17 protein-coding genes are annotated in these 21,931 nt (G+C 66.1%); 10 read left to right on the forward strand and 7 right to left on the reverse strand.

Going from position 1 to position 21,931, the window contains the following annotated elements:
• The first annotated feature begins 63 nt into the window (after positions 1-63).
• From EWH10_RS16900 to EWH10_RS16910, 3 genes are all read left to right on the forward strand, one after another.
• A complete protein-coding gene (locus tag EWH10_RS16900) occupies positions 64-246 on the forward strand; it encodes a Flp family type IVb pilin (RefSeq protein WP_025551558.1) in 183 nt (60 codons plus the stop codon).
• A 5-nt stretch (positions 247-251) separates the two neighbouring features.
• Complete coding sequence (locus EWH10_RS16905) at positions 252-677, forward strand: TadE/TadG family type IV pilus assembly protein (RefSeq protein ID WP_025551556.1); 426 nt, start codon at positions 252-254, stop codon at positions 675-677.
• Between the two features lie 116 nt (positions 678-793).
• The gene (locus tag EWH10_RS16910) at positions 794-1,327 is read left to right on the forward strand and encodes a hemerythrin domain-containing protein (RefSeq protein ID WP_025551554.1); all 534 of its coding nucleotides are present in this window, start codon (positions 794-796) and stop codon (positions 1,325-1,327) included.
• 291 nt (positions 1,328-1,618) lie between these two features.
• Here the strand turns inward: EWH10_RS16910 and glf are convergent, their stop codons facing one another.
• Positions 1,619-3,865, reverse strand: coding sequence for a UDP-galactopyranose mutase (gene glf, locus EWH10_RS16915; protein WP_065847779.1), 2,247 nt, complete (start codon positions 3,863-3,865; stop codon positions 1,619-1,621).
• 292 nt (positions 3,866-4,157) lie between these two features.
• On the opposite strand from glf, the gene EWH10_RS16920 reads away from it, so the two are divergent.
• Together EWH10_RS16920 and EWH10_RS16925 are read left to right on the forward strand one after the other, a co-directional pair.
• On the forward strand, positions 4,158-6,368 hold the full coding sequence (locus tag EWH10_RS16920; protein ID WP_044661008.1) for an SDR family oxidoreductase: 2,211 nt from the start codon (positions 4,158-4,160) through the stop codon (positions 6,366-6,368).
• A gap of 233 nt (positions 6,369-6,601) precedes the next feature.
• On the forward strand, positions 6,602-7,669 hold the full coding sequence (locus EWH10_RS16925) for a cellulase family glycosylhydrolase (RefSeq protein WP_025550482.1): 1,068 nt from the start codon (positions 6,602-6,604) through the stop codon (positions 7,667-7,669).
• Between the two features lie 141 nt (positions 7,670-7,810).
• On the opposite strand, the gene EWH10_RS16930 is transcribed toward EWH10_RS16925, so the two are convergent.
• Positions 7,811-8,023, reverse strand: a complete 213-nt coding sequence (locus EWH10_RS16930) for a hypothetical protein (protein WP_025550480.1) — start codon at positions 8,021-8,023, stop codon at positions 7,811-7,813.
• Between the two features lie 315 nt (positions 8,024-8,338).
• On the opposite strand from EWH10_RS16930, the gene sorA reads away from it, so the two are divergent.
• The gene (gene sorA, locus EWH10_RS16935) at positions 8,339-9,559 is read left to right on the forward strand and encodes a SorA family sulfite dehydrogenase catalytic subunit (protein ID WP_025550478.1); all 1,221 of its coding nucleotides are present in this window, start codon (positions 8,339-8,341) and stop codon (positions 9,557-9,559) included.
• Entirely contained in the window at positions 9,556-9,870 is a 315-nt protein-coding gene (gene sorB / locus EWH10_RS16940; protein WP_007684475.1) for a SorB family sulfite dehydrogenase c-type cytochrome subunit, read from the forward strand. The genes sorA and sorB overlap by 4 nt, the downstream gene beginning before the upstream one ends.
• A 77-nt stretch (positions 9,871-9,947) precedes the next feature.
• Here sorB and EWH10_RS16945 read toward each other — a convergent pair whose 3' ends face one another.
• The 5 genes from EWH10_RS16945 to EWH10_RS16970 form a co-directional block, all read right to left on the reverse strand.
• Positions 9,948-10,946 (reverse strand): ParB/RepB/Spo0J family partition protein, encoded by a 999-nt coding sequence (locus EWH10_RS16945; protein ID WP_025550476.1) that lies wholly within the window; start codon positions 10,944-10,946, stop codon positions 9,948-9,950.
• Between the two features lie 94 nt (positions 10,947-11,040).
• Positions 11,041-12,258 (reverse strand): autotransporter outer membrane beta-barrel domain-containing protein, encoded by a 1,218-nt coding sequence (locus tag EWH10_RS16950; protein WP_044661009.1) that lies wholly within the window; start codon positions 12,256-12,258, stop codon positions 11,041-11,043.
• 190 nt (positions 12,259-12,448) lie between these two features.
• Positions 12,449-13,957, reverse strand: a complete 1,509-nt coding sequence (locus EWH10_RS16955) for a hypothetical protein (protein WP_037483438.1) — start codon at positions 13,955-13,957, stop codon at positions 12,449-12,451.
• A gap of 583 nt (positions 13,958-14,540) precedes the next feature.
• Complete coding sequence (locus tag EWH10_RS16965; RefSeq protein ID WP_025550470.1) at positions 14,541-15,101, reverse strand: 2OG-Fe(II) oxygenase; 561 nt, start codon at positions 15,099-15,101, stop codon at positions 14,541-14,543.
• A 47-nt stretch (positions 15,102-15,148) separates the two neighbouring features.
• On the reverse strand, positions 15,149-16,843 hold the full coding sequence (locus tag EWH10_RS16970) for a ShlB/FhaC/HecB family hemolysin secretion/activation protein (RefSeq protein WP_242495899.1): 1,695 nt from the start codon (positions 16,841-16,843) through the stop codon (positions 15,149-15,151).
• Positions 16,844-17,292: 449 nt separating this feature from the next.
• On the opposite strand from EWH10_RS16970, the gene EWH10_RS16980 reads away from it, so the two are divergent.
• From EWH10_RS16980 to EWH10_RS16990, 3 genes are all read left to right on the forward strand, one after another.
• Positions 17,293-17,568: an HU family DNA-binding protein gene (locus tag EWH10_RS16980; RefSeq protein WP_007684484.1), complete on the forward strand. Its 276-nt coding sequence runs from the start codon at positions 17,293-17,295 to the stop codon at positions 17,566-17,568.
• Between the two features lie 759 nt (positions 17,569-18,327).
• The gene (locus tag EWH10_RS16985; RefSeq protein ID WP_037483436.1) at positions 18,328-19,200 is read left to right on the forward strand and encodes a Ros/MucR family transcriptional regulator; all 873 of its coding nucleotides are present in this window, start codon (positions 18,328-18,330) and stop codon (positions 19,198-19,200) included.
• A gap of 1,156 nt (positions 19,201-20,356) precedes the next feature.
• Complete coding sequence (locus EWH10_RS16990) at positions 20,357-21,286, forward strand: hypothetical protein (RefSeq protein ID WP_025550466.1); 930 nt, start codon at positions 20,357-20,359, stop codon at positions 21,284-21,286.
• Positions 21,287-21,931: the final 645 nt, after the last annotated feature.

Here is a 21,931-nt window from a genome sequence, read left to right on the forward strand (position 1 = left end):
CGGCGCGCGGTTCCCCCTCGCCATGCGCCGCCGGTCCTTTGCGGAGGGGATTGGAGGACAAGCATGAACAAGTTTCTGGGTTCGCTGATCGCGAAGCTGGCGCGGGATGAGAAAGGCCTGACGGCGGTGGAATATGCCGTGCTGGGCGCGGTGGTGGTCGCCGCCATCGTCGCGGTCGGCGCCAATTTCCGCACGCAGCTGGGCGCCGCCTTCACGACGATGTTCAACAGCGTCAATCCGGGCTGATCGGGATGCGCGCGGCGCGGCGGCTGCGGACATGCGAGCGGGGGCTGGCGGCGCTGGAATTCGCGCTGCTGGCGCCTGCGCTGCTGATGCTGGTCTTCGCGGTCGTGCTCTATTCCTTCTACTTCGCCGCGCTGATGGGCGTGCGCCATGCCGCGGTGGAGGGCGCCCGCGCCGCCGTGGCGGGGCTTTCCACGGCGGAACGCACGGCGCTGGCGCAGGGCCGGGCGCAGGCGGTGATCGGCGGCTATGGCACGCTGCTGGCGGCGGGGGGCGGGCCCGTCGTCACGGCAGGGCCCGATGCGACCGGCACGTTCCGGGTGCGGGTCAGCTATGACATGAGCGGCAGTCCGATGATGCGTTATGCGGCCTTCATACCCATGCCCTCCCCCACGGTGAGCGCCAGCATCGTCGTCACCAACGGGAGCTATTGAAGGGAACGCCCCTTAAACCTGTGTTAGCGGCCTTCCGCTTTGGCCCGCCGTCCAGGAACCGGGGGCGCGGTGCGGCGCTTGCATGGGAGTCACGCCCATGAGCAGAGGAGCATCCCATGTCCGTCATCGACAGGATCGTCGCAGCCGTCACGCCGCCGGAATCGGAAGAGGACCGCGCCCGCGCGCGGGAGAAGGCGCGGGCGGCGGCCATGGCGGGGGACTGGCTCGACCAGATCCTCCAGCACCACCAGCAGATCGAAATGGCCTTCAGCGAGGCGGAGGCGGCGATGGACGCATCCAGCCGGACGCGCGCCCAGAGGAAGCTCGCCGCGCTTCTGACCGCCCATTCCAGCGCGGAGGAGGCGGTCATCTACCCGCAGCTTTCCCACGGTCACAAGACGCATATGGCGATGGCCTATGAGGAGCAGCAGGCCGCCAAGGTCCAGCTTGCGCTGCTGGAAGCGCTCGATCCGCTGAGCGAGGATTGGAGCGAAAAGCTGGAGCATATCAGGGGCGCGGTCGCCCATCATGTCTATGAGGAGGAAAATGACCGCTTCCTTCATCTGAAGGAGGAAATTCCCCCGGCGGATCAGGAACGGATGACCGCGCGCTATCGGGAGGAGATGGCGCGTTACGACAGCGGGCTTTAGAGCCAATCGACATTCAGCCCTGACGGCCTGCAAATGACGCTTTTCCGTGCTTCCGGTGCCCACCTACTTTGAGTAGGCTGCGCGCCGGGTCACGGAAAACCGCCATTTTACCTTCGGTGGCCTTCGGCTCGGCTCGTCATCATCTGAATGTCGATCGGCTCTAGGGCGTTTTCCAGGCCGACAGGATCATCGGCCGACTTGGAGAGGGCGGTAGAAAAAAGACCTGAAGCGGCCGATCCGATATAATCGGCTCGGCCGCTTCAGGGTCGGTCCTGTCCAGCCTGTGGCGGGTCAGCCCGCCGAAGGGCGGGGCTGCGCGGCGGCGGCGAGGTGGGCGGGCACGGTGCGGATGGCGGGGGCCCTGGTCATCCGGCGGTAGGTCGCCAGCGCCTGTCCCACCACCTGGTCCATGTTGTAATAGCGGTAGGTGGCGAGCCGCCCGACGAAGGTGACGTCGGTCTGCACCATCGCCAGCGCTTCATAGCGTTTGAAGAGCTGCTGGTTTTCCGGCCGGGGGATGGGGTAATAGGGGTCGCCGTCCGCAGCGGGGAATTCATAGGTGATGCTGGTCCCCGGCACCTGCTGCCCGGTCAGATGCTTATATTCGGTGATCCGCGTGTGCGGCACGTCGGGGGACGGATAGTTCACCACCGCCACCGGCTGGAACCGGTCGACGTCCAGGCTGACATGCTGGAACCGGAGCGAGCGGTAAGGCAGCTTGCCATGGCGATAGCCGAAATATTCGTCGATCGGGCCGGTGAACACCAGATGATCGTGCGGATAGGCGTCGCGCGCCTCGCAATAGTCGACGCCCAGCAATATGTCGATATTGGGATGGTCCAGCATCCGTTCGAACATGCGCGTATAGCCTTCGAGCGGCATCGCCTGGAACCTGTCGGTGAAGTAGCGATCGTCCTTATTGGTGCGCGTCGGCACGCGCGAAGTCACCGCCTTGTCCAGTTCCGACGGGTCGAGACCCCATTGCTTGCGCGTATAGCCCTGGAAGAACTTCTGGTAGAGTTCCCGGCCCACGGCGGAGATCACCACATCCTCCGACGTGCGGACGACCGACACCGGCTCCGCCTGCGCGGCGAGGAAGGCGGCGGCCTCCTCCTCCGTCCCCAGGTCCAGGCCGTAGAGCATGTTGAGCGTGGTCCGGTTGATCGGCATCGGCACCAGCAGGTCGTCCACCGCCGCCAGCACGCGATGTTCATAGGGCCGCCATTGGGTGAAGCGGGAGAGATAGTCGAATATCTCCTGCGAATTGGTGTGGAAGATGTGCGGCCCGTAGCGGTGGATGAGGACCCCGGCATCGTCCAGCTCGTCATAGGCATTGCCGCCGACATGCGGCCGGCGGTCGACCAGCAGCACCTTCCTGCCGCCGTCCGCGGCCAGCCGTTCGGCCATGACGGCGCCCGCGAAGCCCGCGCCGACGACCATCACGTCATAACGCCGCGGCGGGCCGTCCTTCCAGCTGGTGGGCGACACAATGGGATGGGCATGGGCGCCGCGCGAGATCGCTTCCCTGATGAGGCGGCTCATCTGCTGGAAACTCTTGTCCCAGGACATGCCGGCCAGCACCTTGTCCGCCTCCGCCAGCCAGTCGCCGCCCGAGCGGGACAGGGCCAGCGCCGCGTCGCAGGCGCGGATGAAGGCTTCGCCGCGCTCCGCGATGCGCACCGCGCCGATCCCACCGTAATGGCGGATGACGTCGGCGATCGGCGTCGACACGACCGGCTTTCCCGCCGCCAGATATTCGGGCGTCTTGGTCGGGCTGATGAAGCGGGTCGCGTCGTTGATGGCGAAGGGCATCAGGGCCACGTCCCAGCCCGCGACGCAGCCGGGCAGATCGTCATAGGAGCGGCCGCCCAGGAAATGGAGATTGGGCCGTCGCGGCAGGTCCGCCTCGCCGATCTTCACGACCGGGCCGACAATTTCCAGATCCCAGCCGGGGCGCGCATCGGCCAGCGCCGCCAGCAGTTCGACATCCATCCTTTCATCGACGACGCCGTAGAAGCCGAGGCGCGGGCGGGCGTCCTGCGCAGGTTGCGTTCGGGCGGAGCGGGCCTGGGCGAAATGCGCCGCGTCGACGCTGGAGGGAAAGGGATAGACATGGCCGTGCCTGTCCTTCTTCGCTTCATAGAGGCTGTAGCCGCCGGTGAACACCAGGTCGGCCTGGGAGAGCAGGCGCTGTTCCAGCGGCAGCAGTTCGGGCGGCGCGCCCCTGAAATTGGCCAGCTCGTCCATGCAGTCGTAGACGATGCAGTCGGCCATGACATGCTCCGAAAAGGGCAGCATCATGGGGGTGTAGTACCAGCGGACGAACGGGCCGGATTCGCCCGCCAGGAACAGGTCGAGCAGGCCCTTCAAATTCTCCCCATCCTGTTCGCGCGCGCCGTCGGCGGGCAGTTGCGGCGTGATGACGGTGACGCCGCTGGCGGCGCAGACGTCGATATGCAGGTCGGGCTCCGCCAGCTTTTCGACAAGGCAGGGTTCTTCCCAGAAGAGGACGCGGGACTGGGCGGCGAAGCGACTCATCAGGTGCTGGGGACGTTGAAAGACGAATTTCCACCGCAAATGACTGAAGCAGAGGATGGTATGCGTGCCGTTCGACGGAATTGATCCAGATTCATGCCAAGGGGAAGACTGGGGCTGGACCATTATATGCAACCTTTCTGCGGGATGAACATTGGTCAAACCGCGGCGGAGAACGATCCGTTCCTTCTTCTCCACTGATCCAGGTTGCTGGCATGTCGCAATTATCCTGCTTTCACTTGATCGAAGTTCAACGAGCCAAATAATCGCGCCCATCATTGCAACGGAGACCGGAATGACCATGCAGCCGCAGCTATGGGGTGGTCTGGAATGCACCGTGAACCGCGTCCACGACAGTTACCGCGACCAGATCCGCGCGACAGGGCATCAGGATCGGGCGGACGACCTGGACCGGCTGGCGACGCTGGGCATCCGGGCGATCCGCTATCCCGTCCTGTGGGAGAGGGTCAGCCCGCGCGATCCGGACGAGCGCGACTGGCAATGGACCGACGAACGGTTGAAGCGGCTGCGCGACCTTGACATCCGCGTCATCGCCGGGCTGGTCCATCATGGCAGCGGCCCGGCCCATACCGGCCTGCTGGACGAGGGGTTCGCCGCCGGGCTGGCGCGTCATGCCGGGGCGGCGGCGGAGCGCTATCCGTGGATCGCCGACTGGACGCCGGTCAACGAGCCGCTGACCACCGCCCGCTTTTCCGCCCTGTACGGCCATTGGTATCCGCATCACCGGTCCGAACCATCCTTCTGGCTGGCGCTGTTGAACCAGACCGACGCCATTCGCCTGTCGATGCGGGCCATCCGCCGCGTCAGTCCCGGCGCGCGGCTGATCCAGACCGACGATCTGGGCCGCACCTATGCCACCGCCTCCCTTCGGGAACAGGCGGGGTTCGACAATCTGCGCCGCTGGGCGAGCTGGGACCTGCTCTGCGGCATGATGACGCGCGAGCATCCGCTGTGGGAGCGCCTTTCGGGCTTCGGCTTCGCGGACCGGCTGCGCGCCATTGCCGACGATCCCTGTCCGCCCGACGTCATCGGCATCAACCATTATCTGACGAGCGACCGCTTCCTCGACCATCGGCTTCACCGCTATCCCGGGCATAGCCATGGCGGCAGCGACACGCAGCTTTATGCCGATGTGGAAGCCATCCGCGTGCTGGAGCCGCCGCCCCAGGGGCTGGAGGGTGCGCTGCGCGAGGCATGGGCGCGCTATGGGCGGCCGCTGGCCGTCACCGAGGTCCATAATGGCTGCACGCGGGAGGAGCAGTTGCGCTGGATCGCGCAGGCCTGGGACGTCGCCGGCCGATTGTGCGCCGAGGGGATAAAGGTCGAGGCGGTCACCCTCTGGTCGCTGCTGGGCAGTTCGGGGTGGAACAGCCTGCTGACGCAGCCGGGTCATTATGAGCCGGGGCTGTGGGACGTCAGCAGCGGAACGCCGCGCGCCACGGCGCTGCTGCCTCTGGCGCGGGCGCTGGCGCGCGGGGGCGAGCGCCCGATGCTGGCGGAGGGCGCCGGCTGGTGGCAGCGCCCCGTGCGGATCGCCCATCCCGGCGTGGCGCGCCCCGCATCGATGAAGGCGCATCTGGCCGGGCGTTTGCATCCCTCTCCGGCCCGTCTCTCTCCGGCACGGCCGCTGCTGATATGCGGCGCGACGGGGACGCTGGGGCGGGCGATGGCGCGCGCCTGCGCGTTGCGGAACATTCCCTTCGTCCTCACGTCGCGGGGGGAACTGGACCTGTCGGCGCCGGGGACGATCGCCGCCGCGCTCGACCGCATCGCGCCCTGGGGCGTCGTCAACGCCGCCGGCTGGGTCCGGGTGGACGAGGCCGAAACGGCACGCGACGCCTGCCTGACCGCCAATGCGCGGGGGGCCGTGGCGCTGGCGAAGGCATGCGGGGATCGCGGCATCGCGTCGCTTTCCTTCTCCAGCGATCTCGTCTTCGATGGGGAGAAGGGCGCGCCCTATGTGGAGGATGACGCGGCCGCACCGCGCAATTGCTATGGCCTCAGCAAGGCGGAGATGGAGGAAGGGATCGCCGCGCTTGGGGTGCCCAATCGCCACCTGATCATCCGCACCGCCGCCTTCTTCTCGCCCCATGACGATCATAATTTCGCGGTCGCCGTGGTGCGGGCGCTGAGCCGGGGGGAGACCATATTGGCGGCGGAGGACCTGATCGTGACGCCCACCTATGTGCCGCATCTGGTCGCGACGTCGCTGGACCTGCTGATCGACGGCGAGGTCGGGCCGTGGCACCTGACCAATGGCGAGGCGCTGTCCTGGGCCGATTTCGCCCGCCGGATCGCGATGCGCTGCGGCGGCGACCCCTCGCGCATCCGGGGCGTTCCCCACCGGACGCTCGGCTGGGTGGCGGAGCGGCCCGCCAATACGGCGCTGGCGAGCCGTCGAGGGGCGCCGCTGCATTCGCTCGCCACGGCGATCGATCATTTCGCGGCGCATCTGCCGGGGGAGATGGTCCGGGAAGCGGCGTGAGACCGCATCCCGTCCCATGCGGTTGGTCGTTTCGGACCTGTATTATTTCGATTTCATAATCAAAGGGCGCGTTTCCATACTATAACGATCATGTAACGAAGACGGGTTGGGACAATCTTCGAAAAGATCGAAATTTCCTCTTACTCAGATCATATTAATCTTCTTGTCCTATAGATGACCGATGTTAATGGCCGCCTTCAGGGTGACAGTAGAAGCGGGTCTTGAGCGGGTATATGGGCAATCGTTGGACGCCGGAAGCGGCGCATCGCTGGTTCGAACGGCAACCGTGGCTGGTGGGGTGCAATTTCACGCCCTCCAACGCCATCAACCAACTGGAAATGTGGCAGGCGGGCAGCTTCGACCTTGCCACCATCGACCGCGAGCTGGAGCTGGCGGCTTCGGTGGGGATGAACAGCGTCAGGGTCTATCTGCACGACCTGTTGTGGCTGGACGACGCGGCGGCCTTTCTGGACCGCATCGACGCCTTCCTTACGGTGGCGGATCGGCATGGCATCCGCGTCATGCTGGTGCTGTTCGATTCCTGCTGGCATCCCGAACCGGCGCTGGGGCCCCAGCCCCCGCCGCGCGAGGGGGTTCACAACAGCGGCTGGGTCCAGTCGCCGGGCGTCGCCGTGCTCCGGAATCCGGCCGAGCATGCGCGGCTGGAGGATTATGTGCGGGGCGTGGTCGGCCGCTTCGGGCAGGATGAGCGCGTGCTGGCCTGGGACATCTGGAACGAGCCCGACAATGGGCCGGAGGTCGCGCTGTGCGATCCCGCGGCGCTCAGGGCGAAGGCAGACCTGGTCGTGCCGCTGCTGGTCGCGGCGTTCGGCTGGGCGCGGGAAATGCAGCCGATGCAGCCGCTGACCAGCGGCATCTGGCTGGGCGACTGGTCGGCGCCCGACCTGCTCAGTCCGATCCAGCAGGCGCAGACATCGCATTCCGACGTCATCTCCTTCCACAATTACGGCATTGCGGAGGATTTTGCGCAGCGCGTCAAATGGCTGAAGACCATGGGCCGCCCGCTGCTCTGCACCGAATATATGGCGCGGCCGGCGGGCAGCACCTTCCAGGCGATCCTGCCGATCGCGAAGGAGGAGCAGGTCGGCACCTTCTGCTGGGGCCTGGTGAAGGGGAAGACGCAGACCCATCTGCCGTGGGACAAGTGGGAAAACCCCAATCTGGAGGGGCTGAAGGAAAAATGGTTCCACGATATTTTCGATGCGGACGGCACGCCGCATGACGAAAGCGAGGTGGCCTTCCTGCGGCTCATCAACCGGCTGGACGAAGTGACCGCCTGAAGGAGGCTCTCTTCCTGCGGGCGACGGCTCGGGAGAGGCGGCATCGAGAGACGAGAGCGTTTTCCGGGCAGGCAGAATCATCTGCTGGCCCGGAAAACGCGGTAGAACAAAGGCCGGGGGCGGCCGATGATTCTGGCTGCTCTATATGGGGTTGCGATCCACCTTGCGGAGCGCGTCCAGAATCTCGTCAATGGGGATCGGCCGATCGTGCCGCGGCGGGCGCCTGACGGCGGGATTGCCCTCCACGGCATTGGCGTCCGAAGCCCAGGATGCGAGGATCGCGCGCTTCACTTCAGGTTCCAACTGGGGATGATGGGCCACTTCGAAGGGGCCTTGAAAATGGGAGAGGGACATGGGCTTGCCTCCTTTCTTCCAATCCTCTCTTCCTTCCGGCGGCGACCGCCACGCGCCAAATTAGGGACAGGGCGGAGGCTGTTCAAGATGGTTTTGCGGGGCGGGGCTTCGCTAATGATGATCGTGCTTCCATCCTGCCGAGGCAGCTCCGCACCTCCCGGATTGACTGGCCCGCCGCCGCATCCTACCCACAGCGGATCGGCGTTGCCCGACCCTGGGGCGTCGGGGCGGCGAGAGAAACAAAGCCAGACCGCGCACCGGATCACCGGCCGCATTCCGATCATCAGAGTGCAGGAAGGTGCAGGCAGGACAGCCATGGCGGACGGACGGACCATGAACGGGGTGGATCGGCGCGGCCTTATCGCCGCCATGGCGGGGGCGATGTTGCCGGTACCCGGCTGGGCGCGGGCCGGTGACGGCCACGCCGCCCTGCCCTTCGGCAATGGCGAGCGGCCCTTGGTCCGCTATCCGCAGAAGCGGGCGCTCATCGGCCTTACCGCGCGGCCGCCGCAACTGGAGACGCCGTTGGCGCTGTTCGACGGGCCGATCACGCCCAATGATGCCTTCTTCGTGCGCTACCATCTTTCGGATTTGCCGCTCGACATCGATGCGCGGCGGTTCCGGCTGGCGCTGGGCGGTCATGTCGAGCGGCCGCTGTCCCTTTCGCTCGCGGAATTGAAGCGCGACTTTCCCGTGCAGGAGATCGTCGCGGTCAACCAATGTTCCGGCAATGGGCGCGGCTTTTTCGAACCGCGTGTCGGGGGCGGGCAGCTGGGCAATGGCGCGATGGGCAATGCCCGCTGGCGCGGCGTTCCGCTTCGCGCGCTGCTGGACCGCGCGGGGGTGCGCGCGGGGGCGCGGCAGGTTGCGTTCAACGGGCTCGACAATCCGCAGGCCAACGGCATCCCGGACTTCATCAAGGCGCTGGACGTCGACCATGCCCGCGATGGCGAGGTGATGGTGGCCTGGGCGATGAACGGCGCGGACCTGCCCTTTCTCAACGGCTATCCGTTGCGTCTGGTCGTGCCGGGCCATTACGGCACCTATTGGATCAAGCATCTGCATGAGATCAACGTCGTGGACGCGGCCTATGACGGCTATTGGATGAAGACCGCCTATCGCATTCCCGACAATGATTGCGCCTGCGTCGCGCCCGGCGGCAAGCCGGACAGGACGCGGCCCATTGGCCGGCTCAACATCCGGTCCTTCCTCACCAGCCATATGTCCGGGGCGCAGGTGGCGGCGGGCAAGCCGGTGGCGCTGTCCGGCATCGCGTTCGACGGCGGATCGGGAATCGCGCGGGTCGACATCTCCGCCGACGGGGGCGCAAGCTGGCGGCAGGCCGAACTGGGCGAGGATCTGGGCCGCTACAGCTTCCGGTCATGGCGGTCGGCGCAGAGGCTGGCGCCCGGCCGCCATCGCATGCTCGTCCGCGCGACGGGCCGGTCGGGAGAGGTCCAGCCGTTCGATCCGCTCTGGCAGCCCGCCGGCTATATGCGCAATGTCGTCGAAGCCGTGGAGGTCGTCGCCCTGTGAAAGCGCTGCTGCCCATCGCCCTTCTCGCCGCGAGCGGCGCGGCTGCCGCGGGCTATCGCCTGCCCGACGAACGACCCATTGTCCTGCCGCCCGGCGACGGCGCGGAACTGACGGCGGCGACCTGTTCCGCCTGCCATTCGCTGGATTATGTCACCACTCAGCCACGCGGCAAGGGGGCGCAATTCTGGCAGGATAGCGTCGGCAAGATGATCAAGGTCTATGGCGCGCCGATCGAGCCTGCCGATGCCGAGCGGATCGCCGCCTATCTGGCCGCCACTTACGGCCGGAAGGAGGCCGCCGGGCCTTCATAGAGCGCCGGCATCAATGGTCGCGGGCTTTTTGCGTATACGCAAAGTCGCCTGTTGAGGCTCCGGAAACGATCGCGATCCTATTGCATGACGGGCGCGGCGCGGGCCGCGACGATGGTTTCGCGCAGCCGCGCCAGCAGTTCGTCCAGATCGGCATCCTCCGATATGCTGAGGTCGATGGTCAGGCCGCCGCTTCGACCGGGCCGGGGGCGGCCGATGCGCGCGCCGCCCGCGACGATCGCCATGTCGCGCGCTTCCTCCAAAGGCTGCGGCGTGGCGGCATCGCGCAGCCGGGCCAGCACCGTCGCGGGGGAAAGCATGCGGCCGCCATCCCGCGCGAGCGCCTGTTGCTGTTCCCCGATGGACTGCGCTTCGGCAATCATGCGCGCCCGCTGGTCCGGACGGCGCAGCAGCGGGGTCAGGATTTCGGAATAGCGCACGCGCAATTCATCGGGAGTGGCGAAGGCGTTCACCACCTCCTCCGGCAATTGCGCCAAGGCGAGCAGGCGGCTTAGCTGGCTGTTGGAAAGGGTGAGCGCTTCGGCCATGCGCGATTGCACTCCGCCGTAGAAGCGTTCGACCGCATGCTGATAGCTGCGCGCCCGGTCCAGTTCGCTGATGTCCGCCCGCTCGCGATTTTCGATGTCGGCAAGGCGGAAGGCTTCCTCGTCCGACAGGTCGACGACCAGGGCCGCCAGCCGCATTTCCGGCCGCCCATTATGGTTGAGCCAGTCCACCGCGAAACGGCGGCGGCTGCCGACCAGAAGCTGATAGGGCCGGTCCGAACCCGGCGGATTGAGGCGCACGAGGACGGGGATGCGGTTGCCGCCTTCGCTGGCGATGGAATCGATCAGCGACCGGCAGCCGTCCGCCGTCAGTCCCGGCTGGTCGCGCGGATTGCCGTCCCAGACCGAACATTCGTCCGGCTGGATCGAAATCGTGCCGCGCGATCCCGGCCCCTTGTCCGCGAAAGGCGCGAGCCGCTGGTCGAGGCGGCTGAGCGCCTGCTGATCGGGCGGGCCCCTGCCGGCGGGTTCGTGGGAAAGGGTCGCCAATATGTCGCGGATGAAGCGGGCCATGGATCACTTCCTTTGCGTGAGCAGGCCCACGCAATAGCGGGATATGCACGATTGTGGCGCGGAATCCGGTTCGTTTCGGAGCAATCCCTTTTGCCTAGAAACGCCGTCCGACCGTCAGCGCCGCCGCGTGGACATGGCGGTCGGAACCGAACTCGCCCGCATAGCCCAGGCGGAACGTGGTGCGGTTGTTCCAGGTCGCGCTGATCCCGGCATTCACCAGGCCCGCGTCACGCGCCAGCCGGGTGGGACGCAGCGTGAAGATGGGCAAGTCGCGGGTGGCGAAGCGGGCCTCTATTCGGCTGTCGGGGCGGCTGCGCAGTTCGCGCTGCCATTGCGCCTCGACCGAGGGGCGAAGGGTCCAGCCGCCTTGCGTCGCATTGGCGGAGATGCGCGCGCCCAACGCGCCGCGAAGCGATCTGGTGCGGAAGGCGGCGACCTCCAGCGCGGCGGGTCCGCCATTTTCGACGAAGCCGCTGACATCGGCATAGCGATGGTGCAGGCCGGCGAAGGGCTGTATCCGGACCGGGCCTGCGCGCAGCATCGCGCCCGCCTCGCCCGATGCGGCCCAGCCGTCGCCGTCCACGGGCGCCACCAGCCGCCCGGTAAAGCCCGCCCAGCCGATTTGGCGCCGCAGCTTATATTCGGAGAGCGTATAGGCCGCCGTCGCGTCGACATAGAAGCGGCCGTCGCTATAGCTGGCATAGGAACCGATCTGGCTGTTGAACTGGCTGATGCGGGGGCGCCGCGCCGGGTCGAGCCGCGCATCGATGCCGTCGATGCCCAGGGTCGCGCCGACGATGAGGCCGGGCACGGGCTTCACATCGACGGCGAAGCGCAGCGACCGGCTGTCGGATTCCGCTTCGGGGCGGTCGACGCGCGCCTTATAGCTCGCCCGCTTTATCCCTCCGCTCAGCATCATGGTGATGGTGCGGTCGCCGCTGGCCGGAACATCGGCCGGCGCATCGATGGCGATGCTGCGCCGTTCGGCCAGCCAGGAGCGGATTTCCCGGTCGGCGGCGTCCATCGACTGGATCGACAGGCGGGGCAGCAGCGAATAGCTGCGCGGCGAGAGCTGGCCCAGCGCATCGGCACGCGCCGCGGCCGTCGGCAGGGCGTCGATCGATGCGAGCATGGCCGCGCGGTCGCCGCCGGGTGCGTGCGTCGCCGCGTCCAGCATCGTTCCCACCGCGGTTTCGCCCGGCGTTACGGCATAGGGCGCGTAGGGACCGGCCATGGCGGGCTGGGCATTGAGCAGCAGCAGGGCCGCAGCGCCATCGATCAGGCGGCGGATGAAGAAAAGGCGGTTCGGCAAGATGATATTCCCCTTTGGCGAAGATTTTTGCGTGAACGCAAAGCGTGCCGGCCTGCGTTCGGAATCGGTTTGAGGAGGCAGTGCGCCAACTGCCTCCTCGCCCCCGCCCTTCCCCCGGGGGCTATGGGGGAGAGCATCGTCGGCGTGCGGCCCGCCATGCATGAGGACCATGGCGGGCCGCGCCGCCGCGTCAGTTGCCGCCCCCGAGCAGCCCGCCGAGCAGGCCGGTCACGGGCGCCGTGGCGGAACCCGATCCGGTCGCCGGGGCCAGCGCGCCGTTCAGCAGGCCGGTGACGGGGGCCAGGGCATTGCCGCCGGTCCCCTCCCCTGCTCCCAGCAGGCCGCCGGCCAGGCCGGTCACGGGCGCGAGCGGGGAACCGCTTTCTCCTCCGGGCAGCGCCGGGGCCAGGCTGTTGACGGTGTCGAGCAGGGGCGCGGCGACGCTGTCGACCGTGCTGGTGGCGGCCGCGACCACGGGGGCGACGGCGCTGGTGACCTGAGTGACGGTCGCTTCGGCCTGCGGGCCAAGGAGACCCCCGGCCAGGTTGCCGACCGGTTGCAATCCGGCCTCTACCCCGGCCGCGGTCGTCGGCACGGCGATGTCGACCAGATTGCCCTGCGTCAGGACATCGACCGTCGCCAATTGTCCGGCAGCCGCGCCGCCGTCCGACGGCAGCAGGTTGACCCCGACAAGCGTGCCGGGCGTAGAGGCGCCGGTCAGGACATTGCCGCCGACATTCGCGCCGACAAGCGGTCCGCCCAGTGCGGCGGAAGGATCGCCGCCGACGCCGCCCAGAGCGCCGGTCAGGCCGCCCACCGCATTTTCGACCAGCCCCGTCACGGGCGCGAGGACGCCATTGTCGCCCACCAGCGGACCGGTGACGGGCGAAAGCGCGCCGTTGACCGTATCGAGCAGCGGCGTGGTGAGCTGGCCGACCGTCGAGGTGACGGCCGCCACCGTGGGGGAGAGACCGTCGGTGAGCTGCGTCACCGCTTCCCCCGCCGGTGCGCCGAGCAGGCCGCCTGCGAGCGTGCCGACCGGCGCCAGCCCCTGCTGCACGCTCTGGGGCGTGGTCGGCAGGGCGAGCTGGGCGACGGTGCCGTCGCCTGTCAGCAGATCGACGGTGGCCACGCTGCCGGTCGCCTGGCTGTCGCCCGGCAGGACGTTGACGCCGATCAGCGATCCGGGACCGGTGGGCCCGACCACCGGCAGATTGCCGATGGAAGCCCCGATGATCGATCCGCCGCTGGTGGGGCTGGTCGGACCGGTGGGTCCGGTGGGTCCGGCAGGACCAGTCGGGCCGCCGGGACCGGTGGGTCCGCCGGGGCCGGTCGGGCCAGTGGGTCCAGTGGGGCCGCCTGGGCCGGTCGGACCGCCGGGGCCCACGGGACCGGAGGGGCCGGTCGGGCCTGCTGGGCCGGTTGGGCTGGTGGGACCGGCGGGGCCGCCCGGACCCGTGGGGCCGCTGGGACCGGAGGGACCGGACGGGCCGGATGGACCCGAGGGACCGGACGGGTTGGTCGGGCCGGTGGGACTTGTCGGACCTGTCGGGCCGCTGGGACCGGAGGGGGACTGGCCGCCGCCCGCCCCTATGTCGAAGCCCACGCCGTCGGCGCAGGCGCTGAGCAAAAGAAGAGGTATCGCCGTGGCGCACAGCAGATAGTGCCGTCCCGACCGGACCGATCCATAACGTGGCATTGCAAGACTCCCTGTTTTCCTGCGAGCAGATCGCAACGGGAGCAAGTTAGGCCCGGCAGTCCTTATCGCCGCGTCAAGAAGAAACCGGTCTGGTCAGAACGGCCGGCTTTGCCGATATTGGTCCCGGTTCAGCGCGCAAAAGCCTGTTGCCGCCTGCGCAAAGCTGGTCGAAAGATCAGGGAATCCGCATATCCGGCGGCTTTTGGCGGCATCCTTAAGGTCCCTCGTCCGCAAAGCCGGGTTCAGGGCAAGCAAATCGTCCTTCGCGGAATTGCTTCCGATATGGTCCATTTTCCTTCGAAGCGGCGACGGAAGGCATGGGTTGCGGCTGCGGTCGGCGCGCATCCATGCGGGCCGCGCCGATCGTGGTTCGATCGCCGGAAGATCAGAGATCGGAGGATCGGACCGTCAGCGGCGGCTTAGAGCCAATCGACATTCAGATGATGACGAGCCGAGCCGAAGGCCACCGAAGGTAAAAGGGTGGTTTTCCGTGACCCGGAGCGCAGCCTACTCAAGGTAGGTAAGCACCGGAAGCACGGAAAAGCGTCATTTGCAGGCCGTCAGGGCTGAATGTCGATTGGCTCTAGCGCCACCGGGGCCCTTCGATCCAGCTCACCAGGCTGCGGCGGACGCCTCTGGTCACCGGCAGGACGCGATGCTGGAGGAAGGAGGGGAAGATCAGCATGCTGCCGCGTGGCGCGAAATTGACGCCCGGCTGCTGAAGGCCGAAAAATTCGAAGGCGCCGCCCTCATACTCATCCGGGTCGGACAGTTGCACCACCACCGACAGCTTGCGGTCGAAGGGGCGGGAGGATTCCAGCCACACATCCTGATGCCAGTCATATTTGCCCTGAGCCCGCCCATGATATTCGGTATATTGCAGTTCATAGGGGCCGGCGATGTCGATCCCGAAATTGGTGCGGTTGGAAGAATGGACGAACTGCATCAGCCGGTCGACAATGTCCTTGTCGCGATGAACGTCCAGCCAGCTTATGGTGGACGAGCGATATGCATGATCGCTGCGCACCGCCTGCGCGAAGCCGACGGTCGCGCTTTCCGGCTGATAGAGCGCCGCGCGCTTGACGATGGCGTCGCATTCGGCCCCGGTCAGGGCCGAGGGCCATACCTCCCACACATTGTTCATGTCTTGCTTCCCATTTTCTTGTTTTTGCGTATTCGCAAAAGGATGGATCAAAATGCCCGCCCCACCCCGAAGAAAAACCGCGCCTTGCGGCTGAGGGTCGGGTCGGGCCGCTTGACCGGCACGGCCACTTCCGCGCTGACCCGCCATTTCGCGCCCAGGCCCAGCCGCAGCCCGCCCCCCGCCGATGCAAGGCTGTAGTCCCGCGCCGCGAGGCGGTAGGCGGGCCGCGCCGTGCCATGCGCCAGCGCACCGTCAAGCGCGACGAACAGCGCGCTGGCCTTCAGCACAGGCGACCGGGCGGGCAGCGACCAAGAGAGTTCGGCGCTGCCGGCAAGGGCCTGTTCCGCCGTCAGCGTTCCGGTGCGAAAGGCCATGCCCGCGCCCCGGCCGCCCAGCGGAAAGCGCTCCGTCACCGGAAGATCGTCTTTCGAATATTGGCCCTTGACCGAAGTCCGGAGGCTGAGCCTGCTGCTGATCCCCTTCACTGCGATGGCCTGAACATTGACCTTGGTGAAGCCGGTTTCGGAAAAGCCGGTGAAGGGCCGGGCGCCCAGCGCGTCGATCCCCTGGCTGACGACCGTGGAAACCGCATAGCCGTTCCTTGCGTCGGCGCGGGACCAGGAGGCCCCCAGGCGCAGCGCCCGCGACCGGTAATCCCCGAAGCGGATGTCGAGGAAATAATTGTCGCTGTCGATGCCGTCGAGGGACGCCGTGACGGACAGTTGGGACTTTGTCGACCGCAGCACGGGATAGCTGAGCGTCAGGCCGGCCAATGTCGCCTCACCCGTCGTCCTGCTGTCGCGCGAACGGGTTTCGACATGGGCGGCCTGCGCGGCCAGGGTCAGGCCATTGCTGCCGATGGGCGTGCTGTGGCTGAGCGAATAATATTGATAGCGGTCGGGATAGAAGGGCAGGTAGCCGGCGATGCGCGTGCTGTCGCCTTCGCGCGCAAGGCCGTTGACCGTGACCGACATCTGCGCCTGCACGCCCTGCACGACATTGCTGACCCCGCTATTGTCGATCGTGAGGCCGATCTGCACCTGCTTGCGCTTGACGATGAGGTCGATCAGGAGATCGCCGGGCGCGCCCGACTGGCGCAGCCGGGCGTCGACCGTCTGCCCCGGAATGTCGCGCAGCAGCGCCAATGTCCGTTCCAGACGGCTCCTGCGCAGCGGCGCGTCCCGCATCAGCCGGCGCATATGCGCGGCGATCAGCCCGGCGGGCATGCTGGGCGACATGCCCGCGAGGCGATAATCCCTGACCCGCCCCTCGACCAGACGGACGGTCAGGACGCCGCCGCCAGGCAGCTGGGGCGGAATGGAGACGGAATAGAAGGCGATGTCGCTCTTCGCATAGGTCGCACTGATCGCATGAGCGATGGCCTGGAGCGTTTCACCGGTCAGCGGCCGACCGATAAAGGGGGAAGTGGCGGCATCGAGCCGGGATTTGGGCAGCGTCGTTCCGCTATAGATAAGCCGCGTCAGCAGCGTCTGGGCCGCGGAGGAAGCCGCGGGCGCGACCTGGACCGAGGGCGCCGGGCGCGGCGCGGCGACAGGCGGAGGCGCGATCTGCGGTTCGAGCCGGTCGGTGCGGTCGCGGTCGATGATCGGGGCGGCGCTTTGCTGGCCGGGCGCTGCGTCCTGCGCCGCCGCAGGGACCGCCAGCATCAGCCCGAGGCCCACCGCGACCGCCCGCGCCGCGCGCCTGCACCACCCCATCCCCGCCATGCTCTGCCGCCACATCGTCCCACGCCATTCCGGCCGCAAGGGGCCGCCGTGCAGGAAGGATGGGAGAAAATGACGCGGCCTTCATCTGCAACCGCGACCGGATCGGTTCTATCCGCAAGCTTTTGTAAAAGGGCTGCGCCGGGCCAAAGTCCCGCCCTTGGCGGTCCACCCCCGGCACGGCGCGGGCGGGGCGCGCGACAATTGCGACCATTTTGGCGGAACAGCCGCCCGGAGGGCCCTTTTCACGGGCGAAATGCCTGCTCGTGCGGCGGATCGGAACCCGGGCGGAGGAGTTGCCGCCGGCGGGAAAGGCGGCCCGAAGGCTCCGGTCGGGGTCATTTTCCCATCCGAAAGCGCCAATAACGCGATTTTACTGCCGATTTTCGCTGTTCGCCGGTCGCAAAGGGGCTAGTTGAGTGCGAAGAGACAGGTTAAGACCATCCGTCCACGAAAGGGAGATCATCATGAACAATACTGAACTCGCCGAAGCACTGGCCGCCGACCATGGCCTGACCAAGGCCGACGCGCGCAAATATGTCGACGGCGTCTTCTCCGCCATCGCCGGTGCCGCCGCGAAGGGCGAGGAAGTTTCGCTGAACGGATTTGGCAAGTTCAAGGTCAAGGACCAGCCCGCTCGCGAAGGCCGCAATCCGTCGACCGGCGCCGTGATCCAGATCGCCGCCTCGAAGAAGCTGACCTTTACCCCGGCCAAGGCCGTGAAGGACCAGCTGAACGGCTGAAGACGATCTTCGGCGGCCGCGCCTGGCCGCCCAAGTCTTCATCGATGCAAGATCGGAAGGATCGGCCCGGACGAACGGGCCGCCATCCCTTCCTTGATCGAATGGCGCGCCCCTGTCGTACCGGCGAGGCGCGCGCCAGTCTGGCGGGATGGACCCCCGCCCTGCCCTTTTCAGACATATGCGCGATCTTTGCCGGGTGCGTCGCACGCGGCATGGACGTTCGTCGCGAAGCGTTCGCCCTGAACGATGCGCCGTCCGTGGCAGGGCATTCCGACATGGTGCGATATGAAGCCGGCGCCGGGAATTGCGCGCAACGCAATCACATCGCCGCGCTTCGCATTTGCCATTGGAAGTCCGGCGCGCCATTTGGCGGGTGCCTTTCAGGCATCCTCTCCTAAACTCAGTAGGCCGGTCGAAAGACCGGCCTTTTTTTTGTGCAGAACAGGTTTCGCTGTCGACAAATATTGTCGCCCGCCGGTCGAACACTGGTACTGGGCAGGCGAATATAGATGAGCGCCCTGCCTATGCTGTTCAAGGCGCCCTGCCTTCGCGCCGTTGACTGGCGAATGATATGGCGAAGATGGTTCCACCCCGGCGGACGGAATTGCGCGGTCAGGCTGTCCCATCTCGAAACAAAATGAGCTTGTTTGTTCCTGTTCGACAGCATGCGGACGGGCTGTCAAGTCGTTTCGGATTTACATTTAACGCAAAACCGCGCAAAAGGCCGCTTCTATTACTCAAAGATGGGAAGCGGGGCCAATGTCTGAAAACAACCAGCCTGACATCACGACGCTCACTGTTCAGCTGGTGAGTGCCTTTGTCTCCAACAATAATGTAGCGAGCGAAGGTCTTGCCGACCTCATTCGGACCACGCGTCTGGCCTTGACTGATGATCTTGCCGCAAAGCCCCAGGAGGAGGCGGCGCCGACTTACACGCCGGCCGTGTCGGTCCGCAAAAGCCTGTCTTCGCCCGAACATATTCTGAGCATGATCGACGGCAAGCCGTACAAGACGCTGAAGCGCCACCTGGCCAGCCATGGCCTGTCGCCCAATGACTATCGCGAACGCTATGGCCTGCCGAAGTCCTATCCGCTGGTCGCGCCCAACTATTCGGAAGCGCGGCGCGCCGTCGCGACGAAGCTTGGCCTTGGCCGCAAGCCGGTGAATGCCAAGAAGCCGGCCGAAGCGGCTCCGAAGGCGGCCGCTGCTCCCAAGGCTGCGCCTGCAACGGCAGCACCTGCAAAGGCAGCGCCTGCCAAGCCGGCGGCGGCCAAGGCCCCTGCGAAGACGTCCGCTCCCAAGCCTGCGGAAGCGAAAGCCCCGGCGGCAAAGGCCCCTGAGGCAAAGGCGCCCGCAACGAAGCCTGCCGAGGCGAAGCCGGTTGCTGCCAAGGCGCCCGCCGCCAAGGCTCCGGCTGCCAAGCCCGCCGCATCGCGCAAGCGCCTCTCCATCGCTACGCCATCGGCGCCCGCGCCGAAGAAGGACGCTGCCGCTCCGGCTGCTGCCAAGCCTGCGGAAAAGGCAGCGGCGGGAAGCAAGGCGGCAACGCCTGCCAAGGCGCCCGCCAAGGCCGCTCCCAAGAAAAAGCCGGCAGCCAAGTCCGCCAAGGCGCCTGTGGCCGAAAAAGCCTGATTGTACGTCTGGCCGGTTCGGACGATCCGGACCGCCGACCAAGATCACGCCCCGAACGACGCAAATGTCGTTCGGGGCGTTTTCCTTTCAAGGATGCGGCCGATGAGGGCTGGACTTTATTGATGGCGGCGGGGTCAAGGCTATCGGAAAATCGCGCTGTGCAATCGCAATTACCGGGAGGCGGCGAGAATGGTGGCAGCGGCTTGAACTGTTGATCTATCCATCTCCATTACCACAATTGAGACGCCCTTGCCTTGCGATGCAATGTTCGAGCTTTGCCAGCAATGCAAGATGATCCGATGGGTGAAAGTCTTCGCTGGATGATATCGCTCCGTGCCTCTCGGGATAACGGGCTCTTCGATTGGGATGCCCTATAATGGTCATGGACGGGCTTTGGTCGTGCCTGACTCCGTTTTGCGATTGTCAAAGGCCGGATGCCGGTGAAGATTGCTGCACTGGATCATGAATATATCCCATGATCCTCTGCGGGGACTTTCAGTTGTCCGGTCGATCAGGCGGTGCCCTTGCCTGCTCCCGTCGGGGGCGATCGAATATAGGCCGGGCGTGTTGCGGCATCCGTTCCTGTTCCTTTGATATGATGATGAGTTTCTCCGCAGCAGGTCATCGTGGGGTGAATCGATGCCGCCCTATCCATCGCGTGCGGCTCTATGACGTTCGCGATCCCCAGCAGGATAGGAGCTACGGCAGCCGGCGCATTGTTCCTGTGGGACGGGAGAACAGATCGATGGGCCTAGTGCCTAAAATTTGGGCAGGCTGGGAAGCTCTCTGAAAGGCAAAGGGCGGTGTCGATGAGCTTGTCTATATTTGACTGCCCACCGGTGCCTGACGGGCTTCCCAGGGCAAAATAGCACTATTTCCTCTTTTGTTCCCGTTTTGCGGATCGGTTGGATGCCCTCCCCTTTCGCCTTTACCCGACGGACGTGTCCGAGAGGGGCGTCGTCTTATTTCAGGGCTTTTGTTCGGGTCCCCACTTTGGATGTTCGATTGACGCTGGCGGGCGTTACTGCATTATGGCATAAGAAAGAGCGTGGCCATTCGCCGTCGATCAGACGGAGCAGCTGCCTTCCCCACCATCATAGCATATACAACCAACTCGCCTCTTTGGTTGTAGTCCATCTTGCGCTATCCATGGGAAATGCAGGATTTTTCAGCTTCGCCGGATCATGCCCTGCTTCTTCTCGGGCGGCTCGACGGGCGGCTTTGCAACAGCCCGGCGACCGATGTCTGGCTGGCCAGGGCAAGGCTGAAGGGCGCCTCCATGCTGTCGGGCTTTGCCGGCGTGCCGGTGTCGGTTGCGGAGCTTCAGAACTGGATTTGCGGGCGGACGCCGCCGCCGCGCCATAGCGAGGGGCTCAACGATCCGCTTTCCGTCGCCGCGCTCTTCCATTTTGCGCTGTCGGCAGGCGATGACCGGGACCCGGTCGCGCGCGCGACCCTCAACATCTCCCGCACCTTGCTTGACGACCGCAAGGAGGTGGGATTGTGGGCGCCCGAGGATCTGGTCCGCTTCGGCCCGGCGTGGCGCATGGCCCAGATGCTGCTGGACGCCCCCTACGCTGCCGGCACCCTGCCGGCGGTCGCGCAGCGGCTGATCGATGCGAGGGGGAGCCTCGATACGCCCGTCACCGAGGGGCATCTGGTGACGACGGCCGACGGGCGGCAATGGCGCATCGATCCGCGACGGTTTGATATGGGCTGGGTGCTTGCCTGCCACCTTCCCGGCGCCTTCGTGGCGGCGGGGCTCAGCCTGCGTCACCTGCCCTGCCTTGTCGGGTTGCCGCGCTTCCTGCCGGACGATGCCGCTTCTTTGGCGGGAGAGATTGCCGCCATGGTCGCGCGCCAGGCGGCGCAGGGGTTGATAGAACTGGATCGGCTGGAGGCGAAGCTGGCTCGGCTGCCGGTGGAACTGGAGGTGACGCGGCGGAGCAAGGCCCCGTTGCTGATGCGGCTTGAGCTGGCCTATCCGGGGCTGAGCAAGATGGCGGTCGCGCGGCTGCTGGGCGTTTCGCACCAGGGCGCGACGAAACTGGTAGCGCAGGTCGAAAGACTGACAGGGCGGCATTAGACGGCGCTGCCCAAGGCTTCTCATCCAGTTTCTTGCCAAAAATATGTCTCGCCCAGGTTATAAGGTTTCTAGGAAAGTTAAAGAGTTACTGGGCGGGGATGCGGGAGGCGAATCGCCATAAGAGCACGAGTCGGCGTTGGATCGCTGTTCCCATAGGATCGTTGGTCCGTTCCTATAGTGTCGACGCTGGCGTTCCTGAAATGTCGGGGAAACGTTCCTAAAGGGGCGAAGGGTGTTCCCGGAGTGTCGAAGCATGCGATTTGCTGTTGTCGGTGGGTGGGGGATTGAATCATATTGGAGGGGGGTGTTGGAAAGGACGTTCAAATTCCGGGGCGGATTGAGGTCCGCTATCGGGGTGTTTGACGGGTTGTCCTTTCCCATCAGCGCTACCCGACACTTCGGGAACGCCCTCCCCGGCATTTCGGCGTTGCATGGGCATGGGGTGCGTCGGCTGAATTGCAGGGTCGGGATATGGCGCGAGTTTTGGGCCGGTTTTGGTCAAGCGGTTTGGCCTTTTGGGATGCGGCTCGGCATCGCAGGGCCGGTTTTCTGCTTGAAAGGATGTGACGACCTGCGTCCGGTTAATGCAGCGCGCTCTGGAGCGATTTCCAGGCGACCGGTTCCGAATCTGGCGGGAATCGCGGA

The organism is Sphingobium fuliginis (assembly GCF_004152845.1).
GTDB lineage: Bacteria > Pseudomonadota > Alphaproteobacteria > Sphingomonadales > Sphingomonadaceae > Sphingobium > Sphingobium fuliginis.

What these genes read in the sequence shown, in the direction of transcription:
- EWH10_RS16925 (WP_025550482.1), top strand. Translation starts at nt 6,602, where the DNA reads ATGGGCAATCGTTGGACGCCGGAAGCGGCGCATCGCTGGTTCGAACGG.
- EWH10_RS16900 (WP_025551558.1), top strand. Translation starts at nt 64, where the DNA reads ATGAACAAGTTTCTGGGTTCGCTGATCGCGAAGCTGGCGCGGGATGAG.
- EWH10_RS16920 (WP_044661008.1), top strand. Translation starts at nt 4,158, where the DNA reads ATGACCATGCAGCCGCAGCTATGGGGTGGTCTGGAATGCACCGTGAAC.
- EWH10_RS16930 (WP_025550480.1), bottom strand. Translation starts at nt 8,023, where the DNA reads ATGTCCCTCTCCCATTTTCAAGGCCCCTTCGAAGTGGCCCATCATCCC.
- EWH10_RS16965 (WP_025550470.1), bottom strand. Translation starts at nt 15,101, where the DNA reads ATGAACAATGTGTGGGAGGTATGGCCCTCGGCCCTGACCGGGGCCGAA.
- EWH10_RS16990 (WP_025550466.1), top strand. Translation starts at nt 20,357, where the DNA reads ATGCAGGATTTTTCAGCTTCGCCGGATCATGCCCTGCTTCTTCTCGGG.
- EWH10_RS16985 (WP_037483436.1), top strand. Translation starts at nt 18,328, where the DNA reads ATGTCTGAAAACAACCAGCCTGACATCACGACGCTCACTGTTCAGCTG.
- EWH10_RS16910 (WP_025551554.1), top strand. Translation starts at nt 794, where the DNA reads ATGTCCGTCATCGACAGGATCGTCGCAGCCGTCACGCCGCCGGAATCG.
- EWH10_RS16905 (WP_025551556.1), top strand. Translation starts at nt 252, where the DNA reads ATGCGCGCGGCGCGGCGGCTGCGGACATGCGAGCGGGGGCTGGCGGCG.
- EWH10_RS16945 (WP_025550476.1), bottom strand. Translation starts at nt 10,946, where the DNA reads ATGGCCCGCTTCATCCGCGACATATTGGCGACCCTTTCCCACGAACCC.
- EWH10_RS16970 (WP_242495899.1), bottom strand. Translation starts at nt 16,843, where the DNA reads ATGTGGCGGCAGAGCATGGCGGGGATGGGGTGGTGCAGGCGCGCGGCG.
- glf (WP_065847779.1), bottom strand. Translation starts at nt 3,865, where the DNA reads ATGAGTCGCTTCGCCGCCCAGTCCCGCGTCCTCTTCTGGGAAGAACCC.
- sorA (WP_025550478.1), top strand. Translation starts at nt 8,339, where the DNA reads ATGGCGGACGGACGGACCATGAACGGGGTGGATCGGCGCGGCCTTATC.
- EWH10_RS16980 (WP_007684484.1), top strand. Translation starts at nt 17,293, where the DNA reads ATGAACAATACTGAACTCGCCGAAGCACTGGCCGCCGACCATGGCCTG.
- EWH10_RS16955 (WP_037483438.1), bottom strand. Translation starts at nt 13,957, where the DNA reads ATGCCACGTTATGGATCGGTCCGGTCGGGACGGCACTATCTGCTGTGC.